Origin of the sequence: Kutzneria sp. NPDC051319, assembly GCF_040682195.1 — a bacterium.
Lineage (GTDB): Bacteria > Actinomycetota > Actinomycetes > Mycobacteriales > Pseudonocardiaceae > Kutzneria.
This window is the reverse complement of the sequence record NZ_JBFBAM010000024.1, coordinates 62050-79897: the sequence shown is the minus strand read 5'-3', so window position 1 is coordinate 79897 and position 17848 is coordinate 62050. Positions and strand designations below refer to the sequence as shown.

14 protein-coding genes are annotated in these 17848 nt (G+C 70.5%); 6 read left to right on the top strand and 8 right to left on the bottom strand.

Annotation, left to right across the window (positions count from 1 at the left end; genetic code table 11):
• Positions 1–55 precede the first annotated feature (55 nt).
• Positions 56–1651: a hypothetical protein gene (locus tag AB0M73_RS24205; protein ID WP_363894265.1), complete on the top strand. Its 1596-nt coding sequence runs from the start codon at positions 56–58 to the stop codon at positions 1649–1651.
• A gap of 1 nt (position 1652) precedes the next feature.
• Here AB0M73_RS24205 and AB0M73_RS24200 read toward each other — a convergent pair whose 3' ends face one another.
• Together AB0M73_RS24200 and AB0M73_RS24195 are read right to left on the bottom strand one after the other, a co-directional pair.
• Positions 1653–2858, bottom strand: coding sequence for a glycoside hydrolase family 88 protein (locus tag AB0M73_RS24200; RefSeq protein WP_363894262.1), 1206 nt, complete (start codon positions 2856–2858; stop codon positions 1653–1655).
• The gene (locus AB0M73_RS24195) at positions 2858–4498 is read right to left on the bottom strand and encodes an L-lactate permease (protein WP_363894259.1); all 1641 of its coding nucleotides are present in this window, start codon (positions 4496–4498) and stop codon (positions 2858–2860) included. Before AB0M73_RS24195 ends, AB0M73_RS24200 begins: the two co-directional genes overlap by 1 nt.
• 190 nt (positions 4499–4688) lie before the next feature.
• Between AB0M73_RS24195 and kduI the strand changes: the two genes are divergently transcribed.
• The 4 genes from kduI to AB0M73_RS24175 are packed head-to-tail and all read left to right on the top strand — an operon-like array spanning position 4689 to position 8085.
• Positions 4689–5516: a 5-dehydro-4-deoxy-D-glucuronate isomerase gene (gene kduI / locus AB0M73_RS24190; protein WP_043719987.1), complete on the top strand. Its 828-nt coding sequence runs from the start codon at positions 4689–4691 to the stop codon at positions 5514–5516.
• Positions 5516–6262, top strand: a complete 747-nt coding sequence (gene kduD, locus AB0M73_RS24185) for a 2-dehydro-3-deoxy-D-gluconate 5-dehydrogenase KduD (protein WP_363894255.1) — start codon at positions 5516–5518, stop codon at positions 6260–6262. Before kduI ends, kduD begins: the two co-directional genes overlap by 1 nt.
• On the top strand, positions 6259–6981 hold the full coding sequence (locus AB0M73_RS24180; RefSeq protein WP_363894252.1) for an IclR family transcriptional regulator: 723 nt from the start codon (positions 6259–6261) through the stop codon (positions 6979–6981). The genes kduD and AB0M73_RS24180 overlap by 4 nt, the downstream gene beginning before the upstream one ends.
• Positions 6982–6990: 9 nt before the next feature.
• On the top strand, positions 6991–8085 hold the full coding sequence (locus tag AB0M73_RS24175) for a crosslink repair DNA glycosylase YcaQ family protein (RefSeq protein WP_363894249.1): 1095 nt from the start codon (positions 6991–6993) through the stop codon (positions 8083–8085).
• Here the strand turns inward: AB0M73_RS24175 and AB0M73_RS24170 are convergent.
• On the bottom strand, positions 8074–8481 hold the full coding sequence (locus AB0M73_RS24170) for a MarR family winged helix-turn-helix transcriptional regulator (protein WP_363894246.1): 408 nt from the start codon (positions 8479–8481) through the stop codon (positions 8074–8076). The genes AB0M73_RS24175 and AB0M73_RS24170 overlap by 12 nt on opposite strands.
• A 54-nt stretch (positions 8482–8535) precedes the next feature.
• On the opposite strand from AB0M73_RS24170, the gene AB0M73_RS24165 reads away from it, so the two are divergent.
• Positions 8536–9321 (top strand): class I SAM-dependent methyltransferase, encoded by a 786-nt coding sequence (locus AB0M73_RS24165; RefSeq protein WP_363894243.1) that lies wholly within the window; start codon positions 8536–8538, stop codon positions 9319–9321.
• On the opposite strand, the gene AB0M73_RS24160 is transcribed toward AB0M73_RS24165, so the two are convergent.
• From AB0M73_RS24160 to AB0M73_RS24140, 5 genes are all read right to left on the bottom strand, one after another.
• Positions 9299–10495, bottom strand: coding sequence for a DNA polymerase III subunit delta' (locus AB0M73_RS24160; protein ID WP_363894241.1), 1197 nt, complete (start codon positions 10493–10495; stop codon positions 9299–9301). The two genes, AB0M73_RS24165 and AB0M73_RS24160, sit on opposite strands and share 23 nt — an antisense overlap.
• Complete coding sequence (locus tag AB0M73_RS24155; protein ID WP_363894238.1) at positions 10492–11706, bottom strand: MFS transporter; 1215 nt, start codon at positions 11704–11706, stop codon at positions 10492–10494. The genes AB0M73_RS24160 and AB0M73_RS24155 overlap by 4 nt, the downstream gene beginning before the upstream one ends.
• Positions 11703–12161 (bottom strand): hypothetical protein, encoded by a 459-nt coding sequence (locus AB0M73_RS24150; protein WP_363894235.1) that lies wholly within the window; start codon positions 12159–12161, stop codon positions 11703–11705. Before AB0M73_RS24150 ends, AB0M73_RS24155 begins: the two co-directional genes overlap by 4 nt.
• 113 nt (positions 12162–12274) lie before the next feature.
• A complete protein-coding gene (topA, locus tag AB0M73_RS24145) occupies positions 12275–15085 on the bottom strand; it encodes a type I DNA topoisomerase (RefSeq protein WP_363894232.1) in 2811 nt (936 codons plus the stop codon).
• 211 nt (positions 15086–15296) lie between these two features.
• Positions 15297–17576, bottom strand: coding sequence for a sodium-translocating pyrophosphatase (locus AB0M73_RS24140; protein WP_363894229.1), 2280 nt, complete (start codon positions 17574–17576; stop codon positions 15297–15299).
• Between the last annotated feature and the right edge of the window lie 272 nt (positions 17577–17848).

Here is a 17848-nt window from a genome sequence, read left to right as displayed (position 1 = left end):
TTAGGCCTTAGGTGACGCCGGTCTCAGGCGCCGGTTGCTGAGGAGGACGTAGCTGATGCGAGGTCGATCGCCGCGGGTCCTGGCGTTGCCGGCTGCTGTGGCCATGGTGGCGTTGGGTGCGGGCCCGGCGTTCGGGGTGCCGACGACGACGCCGGTGCCGGGGCCGGCGAGTCCGGGGCAGCCGCCGGCGTCGGCGGCGAACGGGCCGCAGCCGCTGGGGCATGCGGTGGGGGATGCGGGCGGGGGCCTGGCGGTGGTGCGGCTGCTGCCGAACTCGGTGCCGACGTCGACGATCTTGCAGAACCTGCAGGACGAGCTGCCGAAGCAGCCGGCGGCGGAGGCGGGGTTCGGCCTGTCGAGCGCGCAGGCGAACTCGGAGGCGTATCTGTCGTACGAGCGGGCGATCGCGCAGGCGTCGCCGTTGGGGTTCGCGGTGGGTGGGAACGCGCCGCAGACGCCGGGGGCGTTGTCGCAGACGGCGCTGCCGGACAATCCGCAGGCGTCGACGGGTGGCCTGACCCCGCCGGCGACGCCGCTGGACGCGCTGCTGAAGGTGGGCCTGCTCAACGGCAGTGTGCATGCGCGCTGGAGTGAGACGGCGGGCCCGTGTGTGGACACGATCGCGGACGCGCAGACGTCGCTGGCTGATCTGTCGCTGCTCAACGCGATCCCGAACCTACCGAACGTCACGGATCTGACGGGCCTGATCAATCCCAGCGCGAAGCTGGATCAGGGCACGGCGTCGCAGGTGGTGGACTCGCTGAAGACGATGACGGCGCCGCTGAGCCAGCTGGGTGGCCTGTTGTCGGGCAAGCAGACTTCGGACGGCAAGGGCTCGCTGGTGAGCCTGCCGAACACGTTGAGCTCCCGCTCCGTGGTGAAGCTGGTGGACATCCCGGGTTCGCCGAACAAGGCGGTGCAGTCGACGTCGACGATGCAGGTCGCGAGCGTGAAGGTGCTGGCGGGCACGCCGATGGAGCTGGACATCAACGTGGTGAGCCAGCCGACGCTGCAGGTGACCTCGACGGGTGACCCGAAGACGTCGACGGTGAGCTACACGGCCCCGGTGTTGCAGGTGGTGCAGGGCGGCAAGACTCTGGGCACGCTGGATGCCGCGAATCCGAAGCTGGATGTGCCGATCGGGGTGCCGTTGCCGGGCGCGGACCAGCTGGGCAAGCTGCCGATCGTCGGGGGCCTGCTGCCGAGCGGCGGCGCCATTCCCGCCGACCTGAAGAAGATCGATATCGGCGTGCTGCGGCTTCAGATCGCCGAGTTGGACCAGAAGACGCAGGAGATCAAGGGGCAGCCGTTCGACGGCTTCCAGCTGGGCGCGACGGCCCGGCTGCTGGATCTGCAGGTGCTGCCGACGGACGCGCTGGGCCTGCCCAACCTGCCGTCGGCGCTGGCCCAGGTGACGCTGGGCGAGCAGGTGGCGCGGGCGGTGGCGCCGACGGGCGGCGTGGTGTGCGGTTCGACGACGCCGGGCGCGCCGACGGCGAACCCGGGTCCGCAGGGCTCGCCGCCGCTGGCCTACACGAACGCCGCCTACGCCACGATCCCGTTGTTCTGGACGGGCACAGCGTTGTTGCTGACCGGGGTTGTTGTTGTCGCGGCGCTGCCGTATCGCCGGCAGCGCCGCAACAACAGCTGACTCAGATGTCGAGCGCGAGCTTGGCCCGGTCGGGCCGCAGCACGCGCAGGATCGCCTCCATCATGTAGTAGTCGGCGTAGGGCAGGCCGATCTCGATGCCGTCCTCGGACGGCCGGTTGCGGGTGCCGCGCGCCAGGATGGCGTCGGCCCGTGCCGACCTGGTGGTCAGGCAGGACCGGCCGAGCGCGTCGAGGAACCGCAGCGCGGCGGCCTCGTAGCGCGGGTTGCCGGTCAGCTTGGCCAGGTCGAGCAGGCCGGCCGCGTTGACGGTGGCCGCCGACGAGTCCTTGATGTCGTTCGGGGCCTGCGGCGAGCGGTAGTCCCACACCGGCACGTAGTCGTCGGTGATGTGCTGGAGCGTCCAGTCCGCCAGCCGACGCGAGGTGTCGAGGAACGTCTTGTTCCCGGTGCGCAGGTACATCCGCGCGAAGCCGTACACGCCCCACGACTGCCCGCGGGACCAGCAGGACGTGGCGCTATAGCCCTGCACGGTGTTCTGCCCGATGGCCGCGCCGGTGTCGGGGTTGAAGTCGAACACGTGGCACGTGGTGTTGTCCGGCCGCACCATGTACTTCTGGGCGGTGGTGGCGTGCGCGACGGCGATGTCCTGGTACTTGCTGTCGCCGGTCATCTTGGTGGCCCAGCACAGCAGGTCCAGGTTCATCATCGTGTCGATGATCATCCGGCCGGCGTTGTCGGGCGTGCCCAGCGCGCCCCAGGCCCGGATGAACTGGCCCTTCTCGTTGAAGCGCTTGATCAGCTCGCCGGCCGCGACCAGCGCGCCGTCACGCCACGAGGTGTCGCCGGTCAGCCGGTAGGCGGTGACCCAGGACGGCGTGAACAGGAAGCCCAGGTCGTGGTCGGTGTTCTTGGTCTGCCTGGGCGCCAGCTTCAGCGCCCACGACTCGGCCAGCTGCCGGAAGAAGTCGTCGTTGGTGTAGAGGTAGGCCATCCACAGCTGCCCCGGCCAGAAGCCGCCGACCCAGCTGCCGTCGGCCGCGGTCGTGTACTTCTCGAACTTGGTGCCGGTCGGGAACGCCGTCACCGTGGGCGCGACGGCCCGCAGCTTCGCGACGGCGTAGTCCATTGTGGCCCGCAGGCTGCCGCCATATGAGGCTTCGGCGGCGGAAGCGGTGGGATTGGCGACCAAGGCTCCTCCAGCGGCGACTGCGGCGCCGGCGATCAGGTTCCGACGTGACAGGGTCATCAGGGCACCATCCATCCGAGCACAGGGGTGGATTGCAGGTAGACGAGCACGCACAGGACCAGCAGCAGGCCGACGCTCCAGCCGAACACGCGGCGGAACAACTCGCCCTCCTTGCCCACGAGGCCGACCGCGGCGGTGCCGATGGCCAGGTTCTGCGGCGAAATCATCTTGGCCATCACGCCGCCGGAGCTGTTGGCGGCGCCGAACAGGATCGGCGAGGCGCCCAACTGGTGCGCGGCGGCGAACTGGGAGCCGCCGAGCAGGGTGTTGGAGCCGACGTCGGTGCCGGTGATGGTCACGCCGAACCAGCCGACCACGGGCGACAGGAACGCGAAGAACGCGCCGGTGCCGGCCAGCCAGGAGCCGAGCGTGCCGATCTGCCCGGACAGGTTCATCACGTAGGACAGCGCGAACACGGCCAGAATGGCCAGGATGGCCCAGCCGAACTGCCGCACGGTCCGCCCGTAGATCTTCACGGCGGTGCCGATGCCGACCTTCAGCACGATCAGCGACAGCAGACCGGAGACGAGCAGCAGGGTTCCGGTGGCGCCGAAGAAGTTCAGCGTGTAGCTGGTGTCCACCTTCTTGCCGGCGGCGTTCTGAATGGACAGTCCGGGCCAGCTGAACTTCCACACGATGGCGTTGAGCGCCTTCTTGATCGGCGCTATCTGGGCCAGCGAGAAGACCACCACGATGATCGCGTACGGGGCGAAGGCCTTGATCACGTCGGCCCGGCTGTCCCGCACGTCGTCGCCACCGGTCGCCGTCGCCACGCCACCACCACCACCGTTGCCACCACCGCCTCCCCGGCCGGTGGACACGGTCGCGGTGACCGGCTGCCAGACCCGGACCAGCAGCAACAGGGCGCCGGCCGAGACGACCGCGGCCAGGATGTCGCACAGCTGGTACGAGAGGTAGCTGGACACCAGGAACTGGGTGAGCCCGAAGCTCACACCCGCGACCAGCGCCGCCGGCCAGCACTCACGGACGCCCTTGCGGCCGTCGGCGATGTACAGCAGCACGAACGGCACGATCGCGGCCAGGAAGCACACCTGCCGCCCGGCCATCGCGCCGAACTGGTCGACCGGCAGGCCGCTGATCGGCCCGAGGGCCGTGATCGGGTTGCCGAGGCCGCCGAAGGCGACGGGCGCGGTGTCGGCGACCAGGGTCAGCGCGGCCGCCTTGAGCGGGTTCACGCCGAGCGCGATCAGCATCACCGAGCAGATGGCCACCGGGCTGCCGCCGCCGGCGAGCGCTTCGAGCAGCGCGCCGAACGAGAAAGCGATCACGATGGCCTGCACGCGCGAGTCGTCGCTGACCGAGCTGAAGGCCCGGCGGAGCACCTCGAAGTGCCCGCTGTGCACGGTCAGGTTGTAGACCCAGATCGCGTTGAAGGTGATCCACAGGACCAGCAGCACGCTGTTGGCCATGCCGAACAGGCCCGCGTCGAGCGTCTGGCCGATCGGCATTCCGAAGCCGGCGACGGCGATCACGATGGAGATCACCAGTGCCGCGATGCCGGCCCAGTGGGCCTTCCAGCGCAGCCCGCCGAGCAGTACGAGCACCGCGACCAGGGGTATCAGCGCCAGCAACGCGGACAGCGTGAGCGAGCCGGCCGGGTCGAGGGTCTGTCTGAACACTTCTCACCGCCTTTTTCCCAGGTTGAAGCCCGAATGGAGTCCGGACCCCGTAACCGGCGGCGGTGGCCACGGGGGCACTTGTTCCGTGGAGCGGAACGTAGTTCCATAAGTGGCGACATCGTGTCATCTGCTTGCAACATCCGCCAGGGGTCAACCGCCGCTGCCCCCGCTAGCCCAGCAGGAGCACCACATGGAGGTCAGGCACCACACCAACCCTTCCCAGCTGCGCGGTTTCGACACCGCCCAGCTGCGGGAGAACTACCTGGTGGAGGACCTGTTCCGGACCGGAGAGGTGCGCACGGTCCTCACCCACGCGGACCGGGTCGTGCTCGGCGGCGCGGCGCCGGTGCCCGGTCAGCCGCTGACGCTGCCCAACCCGGACCAGCTGCGCTCGACGTCGTTCCTGGAGCGCCGCGAGATGGCCGTGGTGGTGGTCAGCGGCTCCGGCAGCGTCGTCGTGGACGGCGACAAGCACGAGCTCGGCCACCGGGACTGCCTCTACATCGGCCGCGGCGCGGTGGATGTGCAGTTCCACGCCGGCGACTCGGAGACGCACTTCTACCTGTTCTCGGCGACCTCGCACGCCAGCTACCCGACGGCGGTGGCTCGGTTCGAGGAGGTCGACGTCGCCCAGCTCGGCGAGCAGTCCACGGCCAACGTGCGTGAGCTGCGCAAGTACGTCCACGCCGACGGCATCAAGTCCAGCCAGATCGTGGTCGGCGTGACCAAGCTGGCCGACGGCAGCGTATGGAACACCATGCCGCCGCACACCCACGACCGCCGCACGGAGTGCTACCTGTACTTCGACCTGCCGGAGAACGACCGCATCGTGCACCTGTGCGGCGAGCCGCAGGAGACGCGCAACATCATCGTGGCCAACGAGCAGGCCGTGGTGTCGCCGAGCTGGTCCATCCACAGTGGAGCCGGCACGCACTCGTACGCCTTCGTGTGGGCGATGGCCGGCGAGAACCAGGCCTTCACCGACATGGACCAGGTCGCCGTGACGGAGCTGCGCTGATGTTCTCGCTCAAGGGCAGGACCGCCCTGGTCACCGGGGCCCGGACCGGCATCGGCAAGGCCATCGCGGTCGGCCTGGCCCAGGCCGGGGCCGACCTGGTGGTGCTGGGGCACAGCCCCGACTTCGCCGACGTGACGGCCGAGGCCGAGGCGGCCGGCGCGAGCGTGGAGACGCTGATCGTCGACCTGTCCGACCCGGCCGCGGTCGAGCCGGCGCTGGCCGAGGTGCTGACCCGTCGCGAGGTGGACGTGCTGGTCAACAACGCCGGCATCATCCACCGGCAGCCGGCGACGGACGTGTCACTGGAGGACTGGCGGCGCGTGCAGGCGGTGAACCTGGACTCGGTGTTCACGCTGAGCCAGGCCGTCGGCCGCCAGATGACCGCCCGCGGCTCCGGCAAGATCATCACCATCGCCTCGCTGCTGAGCTTCCAGGGCGGCATCAACGTCAGTGGCTACACCACCAGCAAGCACGCGGTGGCCGGCCTGACCAAGGCGCTGGCCAACGAGTGGGCGCCGCACGGCGTGCAGGTCAACGCCATCGCGCCCGGCTACATCGCCACCAACAACACCGAGGCGCTGCGGGCCGACGCGGACCGTGAGCCGGCGATCCGCGGCCGCATCCCGGCCGGCCGCTGGGGCAAGCCGGAGGACCTGGTGGGCGCGGCCGTCTTCCTGGCCTCCTCGGCATCGGACTACGTCAACGGTCACGTGCTGGTCGTCGACGGCGGGTGGATGTCGCGTTGACCGAGGGCGCGGTCGAGAAGGCGCTCGCCGTGCTGGCGGCGCTCGCGCAGCACACCAGGATCAGCGAGCTGACCCGGGTGACCGGCTTCCCCAAGTCGACCGTGCACCGGGTGCTGCGCACGCTGGTGGACACCGGCTTCGCGGTGGCCACCGCCGACGGCGACTACCGCATCGGCCCGAAGGTGTTGGTGCTGGCCGGAAACGTGCTGCAGCCGGTGGATTCCGTCGAGCGGGCGCGCCCGGTGCTGGAGCGGTTGCAGGCCAGCACCGGGTGCGCCGTGCACTTCGCGATGCTGCTCGGCGACGAGCTGGTGTACGTGGACAAGGTCGAGGGCGGCAAGCCGTACCGGATGGCGTCGCGCATCGGTGGCCGATTGTTGTTGCATTGCACGGCGATCGGCAAGGCAGTGCTGTCCACAAGGGACATGAACGGGCTGGAGCTGGCGTCACGCACGCCCGGCACGATCACCGACCCGCTGCGGTTGCGGGCCCAGCTGGACCGGGTTCGCAGCTGCGGATTCGCCTTGGACGAGCAGGAGAACGAGCCGGGGGTGCGTTGTGTCGGCGCGGCCGTGCGCAACCACAACGGGACCGTGGTCGGCGGGCTGAGCGTGTCGACGCTGGCGCTGGAGCACACGCTGCCGGAGCTGATCGCGCTCGGGCCGCGCGTGGTGGCCGCGGCCAGCGAAGTCTCGCGGGCCTTGGGCTACACGCATTAGCCTCGACGGATGGTCGTCCACGAGCTGTCCCGGACCGACGCCCGGCGCATCGCCGTGCGGGCCCAGCTGCTGGGCAGGGCCCGGCCCACCGACCTGCACGAGGTCGTGCGCGGGCTGACGCTGTTGCAGAACGACCCGACCAACGCCGTCGCGCCCAGCGCCGACCTGGTGGCGTGGAGTCGGCTCGGTTCGGGCTACGACAGGGCGGAGCTGGCCGATGCGCTGGCCAAGCGGTCCCTGGTCGACCTGCGGCTGATGATCCGCCCGGCCGAGGACATCGCCTTGTACCGCGCGGAGATGGCCGCCTGGCCGGGTGGCGAGGACGCCCCGGCCTGGCGGCGGCATCAGCACAAGTGGTTGCGCACCAACGAGATCTGCCGGCAGAACATCCTCACCCGGCTCGACATCGAGGGTCCCCTGCCGGCGCGGGCGTTCGAGGACACCTGCGTGGAACCGTGGAAGTCCAGCGGCTGGACCAACAATCGCAATGTCACGCAGATGCTGGAGTTCATGGTCCTGGCCGGCGACGTCGCCGTTGCGGGAACCGACAAGGGCCGGGTGTGGGACCTCGCCGAACGCATCTACCCCGATCTGCCGGCCGTGCCGCTGGCCGCGGCCCTGCGGATCCGCGCCGAGAAGCGGCTGCGGTCGCTGGGCATCGCCCGGGCCAAGGGGCCGGAGTGCCCGGTCGAGCCGATCGACGTCGGCGAGGTCGGCGAGCCCGCGGTCGTCGAGGGCGTCCGTGGCCAGTGGCGGGTCGATCCGGAGCAGCTGGGGCAGCGCTTCGCCGGGCGGACGGCGCTGCTGTCGCCGCTGGACCGGCTGGTGTACGACCGCAAGCGGATGACCGAGCTCTTCCAGTTCGACTACCAGCTGGAGATGTACAAGCCGGCGGCCAAGCGGCGGTGGGGCTACTGGGCGCTGCCGATCCTGTACGGGGACGAGCTCATCGGCAAGGTCGACGCCGCCGCCGACCGGAAGGCCGGCGTGCTGCGGATCAACGCCGTGCACGAGGACGAGCCGTTCACCAAGGCCATGACGGCGGCGGTGCAGAAGGAGATCAAGGACCTGGCGAAGTGGTTGGAGTTGGAGCTAGTCCAGTAGTTCTTCCAGCTCTGCCAACAACTTCAGCACCCTGGCCGCCTTCCCTTCCCCCACCACCTCGGCGATGGTCTCGTCGGCCGGGCGGCCGGCCCGGTGCATGATCGCGCGCCGGGCGAGGTCGGCCACCGTGAGCCGGGTGCGGCGGCGGTCGCCGGGATCGGGCTCGGCGACCACGAGGCCCTGTTCCCGCAGCCGTGACACGGAGGCGGAGACGTGGCTCTGGGCGAAGCCGGTGCGGGCCTGGATCTCGGTGACGACGCTGCCGGGGTGCTTGAACACGTCCTCGATCACGGCGACCTCACCGGGCGTGAGCGCGGTGTCGCCGGCGTCGGTGGTGACCTGCCGGGCCAGGTCGATGAGTCGCTTGCCCAGCCGGTGCAGCCGCACGCCATCCATGCCCCGCAGATTACATCGTTGGCGATTCATCGGTACCGATGTAATCTGCACGGCATGGACGAGGTGAGCAAGACGGCGTTGGGCGTGGCCCGCGTCCGGGCCGGCGAGAGCGAGCGCCCGGACCGGCTGTTCGACGACCCGTGGGCCGCGAAGTTCTGCGCGGCCGCGCCGGACCTGGTGCCGGTCGGCACGCGGACACCGATCGCGCTGGCGTTCGCGCTGCAAGCGATCATCCGCACCCGCTTCTACGACGACTACCTGCTCGACGCCGGCTGCCCACAGGTGGTGCTGCTCGGCGCCGGCCTGGACAGCCGCGCCTACCGGCTGGACTGGCCGTCCGGCACCAGCCTCTTCGAGGTGGACCTGCCGGGAGTGCTGGCGTTCAAGGACAAGGTGCTCGCCGACGCCGAACCCCGTTGCCAGCGCACGGTTGTGCCGGCCGACCTGGCCCAGGAATGGGAAAAACCTTTGATCGCAGCGGGTTTCGACCCCGAGCGGCCGACGGCCTGGCTGGCCGAGGGCCTGCTCGCCTACCTCACGCCGGAGGAGGCGGACCGGCTGCTGTCCACCGTGACCGGACTGTCCGCGCCCGACAGCCGCTTCTCGTCCGAACGCGGCGACCGGGCCGTGCAGGCGGAAGCGGCGAAGACCTCGACCATGAACCAGTACGCCCAGTACTGGAAGGGCGGCCTCGGCCGGCCGGTGCCGGAGTGGCTGGACGAGCACGGCTGGCGGGCGACCGGCCACGACCTGGGCGACGTCGCCGCGGGCTACGGCCGGCCGCCGAGCCGGCCGACCACCAGCGGGTTCGCGACCGCTATCCGCCGTACATCGAGGTGATCATCGCTTCGACCGCGAAGCGGGGTTTCACGTTCTGCTGCAAGGCATCCCGGCACGCCAGCACGGCCTCCAGCCGCCGCAGCGTGGACTCGGACGTCCACATCGAGGCGGCGTTGGAGACGTCGTTGGCGCGGTCGGGGTGCATCAGCGGCACATCCGCGTTCGACCTCGTCACGAGCACGTCCCGGTAGAAGCCCATCAGGTCGATCAGGGCCAGGTCCAGCGAGTCGCGCTGGGTCCGTGTGGCTCGCGACTTCTGCCGCTTCTCCAGATCCTTCAACGCGCCCGCGGCGCCACGGGTGGCCGAGGCGGTGCCCTTGCCGGTGCCGCCGGCGCCCATCGCGGTCTTCAACGCCTCGGTCTCGGCGACGTTGCGGTCCTCGTTGGCCGAGACGGCGTCGGCCTCGGCCGCCTTCACGAGCGCGTCGGCACTGCTGAAGATGTCGCCGAAACGCCGCAGCCCCAACGGAATCGCCAGCACCGACTCGCGCCGCTGCCGCGCCTCCGGATCAGTGGCCAACCGGCGGGCCCGGCCGATGTGGCCGCCACAGACCGACGCCGCCCACTGCGCGGTCGCCGGCTCGATGCCGTCGCGGTGCTCCAACACCTCGGCGATGGCCGCCGTGGCCGGGGTGCGCAGGCCGATGGCCCGGCAGCGCGACCGGATCGTCACGGAGATGTCGTCCGGGTGGTCGGAGGGCGCGCAGAGCAGGAACACGGTCCGGTCCGGGGGCTCCTCCACCGCCTTGAGCAGCGCGTTGGCCGCGCCCTCGGTCAACCGGTCGGCGTCCTCGATGATCACGACCTGCCAGCGGCCGGTGGTGGGTCGCTTGGCCGAGACCTGGACCAGAGCCCGCATCTCGGCCACCGAGATGGACAGCCCCTCCGGCACGACCAGTCGCACGTCGGCGTGCGTGCCGTGCAAGGTCGTGCGGCAGGCCTGGCACTGGCCGCAGCCCCGCGGGCCGCCGGGGGCCTCGCACTGGAGCGCGGCGGCGAAGGCCCGGGCGGCGGTGGACCGGCCGGAGCCGGGCGGGCCGGTGAACAGCCACGCGTGGGTCATCGCGCCGGGCGTGGTCGGTCGGCCGGCGACCAGGTCGGCCGCGGCCTCGGCGGCGGTGCTGAGCACCTCGACCGCGTGGGCCTGGCCGACGACGTCGGCCCACACCGTCATGCCTGCACCTTCTCGGTCACCCTGTCATGATGCCGCGCGGCCAGCTGCCGGTGCGCGAAGACCCCGGCCAAAGCCGCGATCACGGCCGCGGCCACCAGCGCCGGCCGCACGCCGACCAGGTCGACCAGCACCGGCGCCATCGTCGTCGCGGCGAACAACACCACCTTGACCAGCGCCTGCACGAAAGCATTGACCCGGCCGCGCACCTCGTCCGGCACCTGCGCGCCGATCAGCGTCAGCCCCGTCACGAAGGCGATGCCCGCGCAGGCCCCGACCGCGCCGACGGCGGCCAGCGCGAACCACAGGTGCGGGGCGACCGCGACGGCCAGCAGCAGCACGCCGGCGGCGACGATCGCCACGCCGAACGGCAGCCGCAGCCTCGGCGTGCCGACCACGCCGATCACCAGGCCGAGGAACATCGCGATCACGAGCGTGCCGAACGCGGCCTCGCCGCCACGCAGCTCGGTGGCGTACGGGCGGGCGATGGCGATCACGGTGCCGCCCGCGGTCAGCGCCCCGACGATGCCGATCACCAGACCCCGCACAAGCCGGCTGCCGCGCACGTAGCGCAGGCCGTCGCGGGCCATGCCCGGCTCGCCGCTCGGCGGTGCCACCCAGCGGCCCGACGCCTCCGGCAGCCGGGTCGCGATCACCAGGGCCGAGCTCAGGTAGAGCAGGCCGTTGATCACCACGATCACGTGCACATCGGAATGCGGCGCGATCGCCGTGATCACGGAGTACAGGCCGGCGCCGGTCAGTAAGGCCAGGCCGTACGTGGTGACCAGCGTCAGCTGGCTGGCCGTCTGCACCTGGTCCGGGCGGTGCAGCAGGGTCGGCAGCGCCGAGTCCTTGGCCGGGATCCACAGCATCGAGCAGCAGCCGACCAGGAAGTTCGCCGCCAGGAGCCACCACGTCGTGCCCACGACGGCGATGGACAGGAACAGCGCGCAGCGGACCAAGTCGGTCGCGATCATGACCTTGCGGCGGTCGAACCGGTCGGCCAGGTGCCCGGCCAGCGGGGCCAGCAGCAACCCCGGCAACAACTGGGTGGCGACGACCCCGCTCAACGCGAATTCACTCGATCCGGTGAGCGTCGCCAGCAGCGAGGACAGCCCCAGCAGCGACAGCCAGTCCCCGACGCAGCACAGATACGCGGACGTCCAGAGCCGGCGGAACGCCGGGATGCCCATCACCTCGGCGATACGTCTCATCGCTGCAGGCCCACGACCACCACGACGGCCATCAACGCGAAGAACAGCAGCACCACCGCGCAGCCCACGCAGCCGGCCGTGGAGCTGCGGCGCTGCGCCTGCTCGGCGGCCGGCACCGGCGGCAGGCCACCCGCCGCCGGGAGCCCGATGGTCGGGGCCGTGCGCGTGCGCTGGAGGCCAGGGGCCGGAGGCAGCGGGGTCGGCCGGAACGGCGGCGCGGCCCGGCGGGTCCGATCCCGGGCCAGCTCGCGGCGCGCGGCCTCCCGCACCAGGTCGCGGTCCACCTGCACCGGAGGCACCGGCGGCGGCACCACGGTGTCCGGCGCGTCGACGAAGGCGTCCGACCAGCCCGAAGGATCGACCGCGGCGGCCGCGACGAGCCCGGTCAGCGCATCCGGGTACACCGGCAGCGCCGGCAACGCCTGGGTGCCGTCCGGCCCGAACTCGCCTGCCATGCCCCCAGCGTAAACCGCCTGCACCCGCCCCCAACGACACATGTGGACCACATTCGACGCCGGACGTCGAATGTGGTCCACATGTGGTGAACCGGGGCTGGGGCCTGGTTGATTCAGCCCTTGGTCTTGGCTGGGGTCTTCTTGGCGGCCGGCTTCTTGGCCGCCGTGGTCTTCTTCTCGGCCGCCGGCTTCTTCTCCGCTGGCTTGCGCGTGGTCGTCTTCTTGGGGGCCGGGCCCTTGGCCCGCTTCTCCGCCAGCAGCTCGGCCGCGCGCTCGTCGGTCAACTCCTCGACGCTGTCGCTCTTGCGCAGCGAGGCGTTGTACTCGCCGTCGGTGACGTACGGGCCGAACCGGCCGTCCTTGACCACCATCGGCTTGCCCGACACCGGGTCGTTGCCCATCTCCTTGAGCGGCGGCGCCGACGCGGCCGACTGGCGGCCCCGCTTCTTCGGCTCCGCGTAGATCTTCAGCGCCTCGTCCAGCGTGACCGTGAACAGCTGGTCCTCGGTGGCCAGCGACCGCGAGTCCGTGCCCTTCTTCAGGTACGGGCCGTAGCGGCCGTTCTGCGCGGTGATCTCCGCCCCCGACTCGGGGTCGTTGCCCACGACCCGCGGCAGCGAGAGCAACTTGAGCGCGTCGTCCAGGGTCACCGTGTCCAGCGACATGTCCTTGAACAGCGAGCCGGTCCGCGGCTTGGGGGCCGTCGTCTTCTTGCCGTTCGTGCTCTCCGGCGCCTCGGGCAGCACCTCGGTCACGTACGGGCCGAAACGGCCGTCCTTGGCCACGATCTCGTGACCGGACACCGGGTCGGTGCCCAGCGTGCGGCCCTCCATCGGGGTGGCGAACAGCTTCTCCGCCACCTCCTGGGTCAGCTCGTCCGGCGGCATGCCGTCGGGCAGGTTGGCCCGCTGCGACTCCCCGTCGACCTCGCGCTCCAGGTACGGCCCGAAGCGGCCGACCCGGACCACCACGGTGTGGCCGTCGGCGTCGGCGAACATCGGGATCGAGTTGATCTGGCGCGGGTCGATGCCCTCGACGCTGGCGTCGATCAGCTTCTTCAGGCCGCCGCCGCGGCCGACCGAGCCGTCCGGGCCGATCTCGCCGCCGAAGTAGAAGCCGTTCAGCCAGTTGGTGCGCTGCTGGTCGCCGGCGGCGATCCGCTCCAGCTCGTCCTCCATGGCGGCGGTGAAGTCGTAGTCCACCAGCCGCTCGAAGTGCTGCTCAAGCAGGCCGATCACGGCGAACGCCACCCAGGACGGGATCAGCGCCGAGCCGCGCTTCCAGACGTAGCCGCGGTCCTGGATCGTCTTGATGATCGTCGCGTACGTGGAGGGCCGGCCGATGCCCAGCTCTTCCATCATCTTGATCAGGCTGGCGTCGGTGTAGCGCGGCGGCGGGCTGGTGGTGTGCCCGTCCGGGCTCAGCTCCACCGCGGTGATCGCCTGGTCCTTGACCAGCTGCGGCAGCCGGCGCTCGGCGTCGTCGGCCTCGCCGCCGGCCTCGGAGTCGATCGACTCCACGTAGGCCTTGAGGAAGCCGGCGAAGGTGATCGTGCGGCCGGAGGCGGCGAACAGGCACTCCTCGCCCGTGGTCGAGGTGCCGGCGATGCGCACGCTCATCGTGGTGCCGCGGGCGTCGTTCATCTGCGACGCGATGGTCCGCTGCCAGATCAGCTCGTACAGGCGGAACTCATCGGCGGCCAGCTCCTTGGCGACCTCGCCGGGGGTGCGGAACACCTCGCCGGCGGGGCGGATCGCCTCGTGGGCCTCCTGCGCGTTCTTGACCTTGCGGGTGTACTGCCGCGGCTGGGCCGAGACGTACTGGGCCCCGTAGAGCTGGGTGGCCTGGGCCCGCGCCGCGGACACCGCCGACTCCGACAGCGTGGTCGAGTCGGTACGCATATAGGTGATGTAGCCGTTCTCGTACAGCCGCTGGGCCGTGCTCATGGTCCGGTCCGCGGAGAAGCGCAGCTTGCGGCTGGCCTCCTGCTGGAGCGTGGACGTCATGAACGGCGCGTAGGGCCGCCGGGTGTACGGCTTCTCCTCGACCGAGGTGACCTTGAGCGCGGCGTTGGTCAGGCCGGCGGCCAGGCTCCTGGCCTCGGCCTCGGTCAGCACCCTGACCTCGCCGGAGCCCTTCAGCCTGCCGTCCGGGCCGAAGTCGCGGCCGGTGGCCAGGCGGGCGCCGTCCACCTGCACCATGCGGGCGGCGAACTGGCGGGGGTCGGCGTCGGCGCCCGCGTCGAGCTGCGCGCCGATGTCCCAGTAGGAGGCCGTGACGAAGCGGATCCGCTCGCGCTCCCGCTGCACCACGATCCTGGTCGCCACCGACTGCACCCGGCCCGCCGAGAGCTTCGGCATGACCTTCTTCCACAGCACGGGCGAGACCTCGTAGCCGTAGAGACGGTCCAGGATGCGCCGGGTCTCGTAGGCCTCGACCAGGTCGGTGTCCAGGTCACGGGGGTTGGCGGCGGCGGCCAGGATGGCCGGCTCGGTGATCTCGTGGAAGACCATCCGGCGGACCGGCACCTTGGGCTTGAGCGTCTCCAGCAGGTGCCACGCGATGGCCTCGCCCTCGCGGTCGCCGTCTGTCGCGAGATAGAGCTCGTCGACGTCCTTGAGCAGCTCCTTGAGCTCGGTCACCGTCGCCTTCTTGTCCGGCGTGACGATGTAGACCGGCTCGAAGCCGTGCTCGATGTCCACGGCGAGGTTGGCCCAGGGCTCGCCCTTGTACTTGGCCGGGATCTCCGCCGCCTTGCGGGGCAGGTCCCGGATGTGGCCCTTCGACGACTCCACGACGAAGTTGCTGCCCAGGTAGGAGGCGATTTTACGGGCCTTGGCAGGCGACTCGACGATCACCAACCGACGGTGGCCGGACCCGTTCGCCCCGGCACCGCTCTTGTTCGCCTTTGCCGATCCAGCCACGCCGTCCCGCTCTCTTTTCTACCTGTGTCCCAGCCCGCCACTATGCACCGTCGGACGCCGATGCCACGTGACACCGTGACGGACAGAGTGACATAACACAGCGCCGACACCCATCGGGAGTAGTGACCGACACCTGCTTGGAGGACATTCCCTGCCGAAACGGCCCGTTTCGGAGGATACCCTCCGAAACGGGCCGCACTGGTTCCGTAAATCAGCTGACGCCGTTGGCCACGGTCTCCGCCGGCGCGTCGGCGATCGTCGTCGAGCGGCGCTTGGAGATCACCACCGCGACCACGATGACGGCGACGGCCGCGACCGCGATGGCGATACGGATCGCCGGCGGCTGGCCCGCGGCGCTCAGCGCCACGATGGCCGGCGCGATCAGCACCGACACCAGGTTCATCACCTTCATCAGCGGGTTGATGGCCGGGCCCGCGGTGTCCTTGAACGGGTCGCCGACGGTGTCGCCGATGACCGTCGCGGCGTGCGCGTCGGAGCCCTTGCCGCCGTGGTTGCCGTCCTCGACCAGCTTCTTCGCGTTGTCCCACGCGCCACCGGAGTTGGCGAGGAACACCGCCATCAGCGTGCCGGTGGCGATGGCGCCGGCCAGGTAGCCGGCCAGCGGGCCGACACCGAGACCGAAGCCCACCGCGATCGGGGCCAGGATCGCCAGCAGACCGGGGGTCGCCAGCTCACGCAGCGAGTCGCGGGTGCAGATGTCCACCACGCGGCCGTACTCCGGGCGGACGCTGCCGTCCATGATGCCCGGGTTCTCCTTGAACTGACGGCGCACCTCGAACACGATCGCGCCGGCCGCCCTGGTCACCGCGTTGACCGCGAGACCGGAGAACATGAACACCACGGCCGCGCCCACGATCAGGCCGACCAGGGTGCTCGGGGTGAACACCGCGAACGTCGCGTTCACGTTCTCGGCCACCACGTTCAGGCCGGCCCCGTTGACGTACGAGCCGAACAGCGCGGTCGCCGCCAGCACGGCCGTCGCGATCGCGATGCCCTTGGTGATCGCCTTCGTGGTGTTGCCGACCGCGTCCAGCTCGGTCAGGATCTTCGCGCCGTCCTCGCTGACCTCGCCCGACATCTCGGCGATGCCCTGCGCGTTGTCGGAGACCGGACCGAAGGTGTCCATCGCGACGATGACGCCCACCGTGGTCAGCAGGCCGGTGCCGGCCAGCGCCACCGCGAACAGCGCGACGGCGACGGAGCCCGACAGCAGGAAGGCGCCGTACACGGCCGCGGCGATGACGATCGCGGTGTAGACGGCGGACTCGAAGCCGACCGAGATGCCGGACAGGATCACCGTGGCCGCGCCGGTCAGCGAGGTCTCGCCGACCGTCTTGACCGGCTTGTACTCGGTGCCGGTGAAGTAGCCGGTCAGCCACAGGATGATGGCCGCCAGCACGATGCCGATGATCACGGCGACCGCCGCGATCAGCGCCGGGTTGCCGCCGTCGGTGATGCCGCCGGTGAGCTTGGCGAAGGTGCTCGGCAGGTAGGCGAAGGACGCGATCGTGCACAGCACCGCGGAGATCACCGCGGAGATGTAGAACGAGCGGTTGATCGCCGACAGGCCGTTCTCGCCCGGCCGGGCCTTGGTGATGTAGACGCCGATGACCGCGGTCAGCACGCCGATGGCCGGCACGATGAGCGGGAACAGCAGGCCCTGCGTGCCGAAGGCCAGCGAGCCGAGGATCAGCGCGGCGACCAGCATCACGGAGTAGGACTCGAACAGGTCCGCCGCCATGCCGGCGCAGTCGCCGACGTTGTCGCCGACGTTGTCGGCGATGGTCGCGGCGTTGCGCGGGTCGTCCTCGGGGATGTTCTGCTCGACCTTGCCGACCAGGTCGGCGCCCACGTCGGCGGCCTTGGTGAAGATGCCGCCGCCGACACGCATGAACATGGCGAGCAGGGCGGCGCCGAAGCCGAAGCCCTCCAACACCTTGGGGGCCTCGCCGGCGTAGGCGAGCACCACGACCGAGGCGCCGAGCAGGCCGAGGCCGACGGTGCTCATGCCGACCACACCACCGGTGCGGAAAGCTACGCGCATCGCCTTCTCGCGACCGCCGTCGGGCTCGTTGGCGGCTGCGGCCACGCGCAGGTTCGCGCGGGTCGACAGCCACATGCCGAGATACCCGATGGCCGCCGAGAACAGCGCGCCGATGATGAAGAAGACAGAGCGGCCGATGCGTTCGCCCGTACTGTCCGCGGGAAGGAAGAACAGCAGCACGAAGACGATGACCACAAAAATGGCCAGCGTGCGGAACTGCCGGTTGAGATAGGCCGCGGCGCCCTCTTGAACAGCCTTCGCGATGTCCTGCATCTTCGGGGTGCCCTGGCCAGCGGCCAGCACCTCCTTGCGCAGCACGACCGCGATGGCCAGGGCGATGATGGCGACCACGGCGACCACACCGACGATGGTGTAGTCACCCCCGGACAGCGTTAGAGCGCCGTCCGCGAGTTGAAGCCGGGACATCCGTCCTCCTGGTGACGTCATGCGTGTTACAGCCGTCAGCGCCAGGAGCCAATGTCGTGCGTCGGCTCCGACGCAGCGTGTGCACCCTCACACAAGGGTGCGATGCCGGCGGAGTCTATTGGTCGGTCAAGTCGGCCAGACGATCAGTCCCGTTCCGTTCACAGTCCGTTATGTTCGGACGGCTCTGTGAATCGATACAGAACGCGTCTGCGCCGCCTGTGGCGATGCGCCGCCCCACACCTTCCGTGAACGCCCGCTCGGCCGGTCGAGTG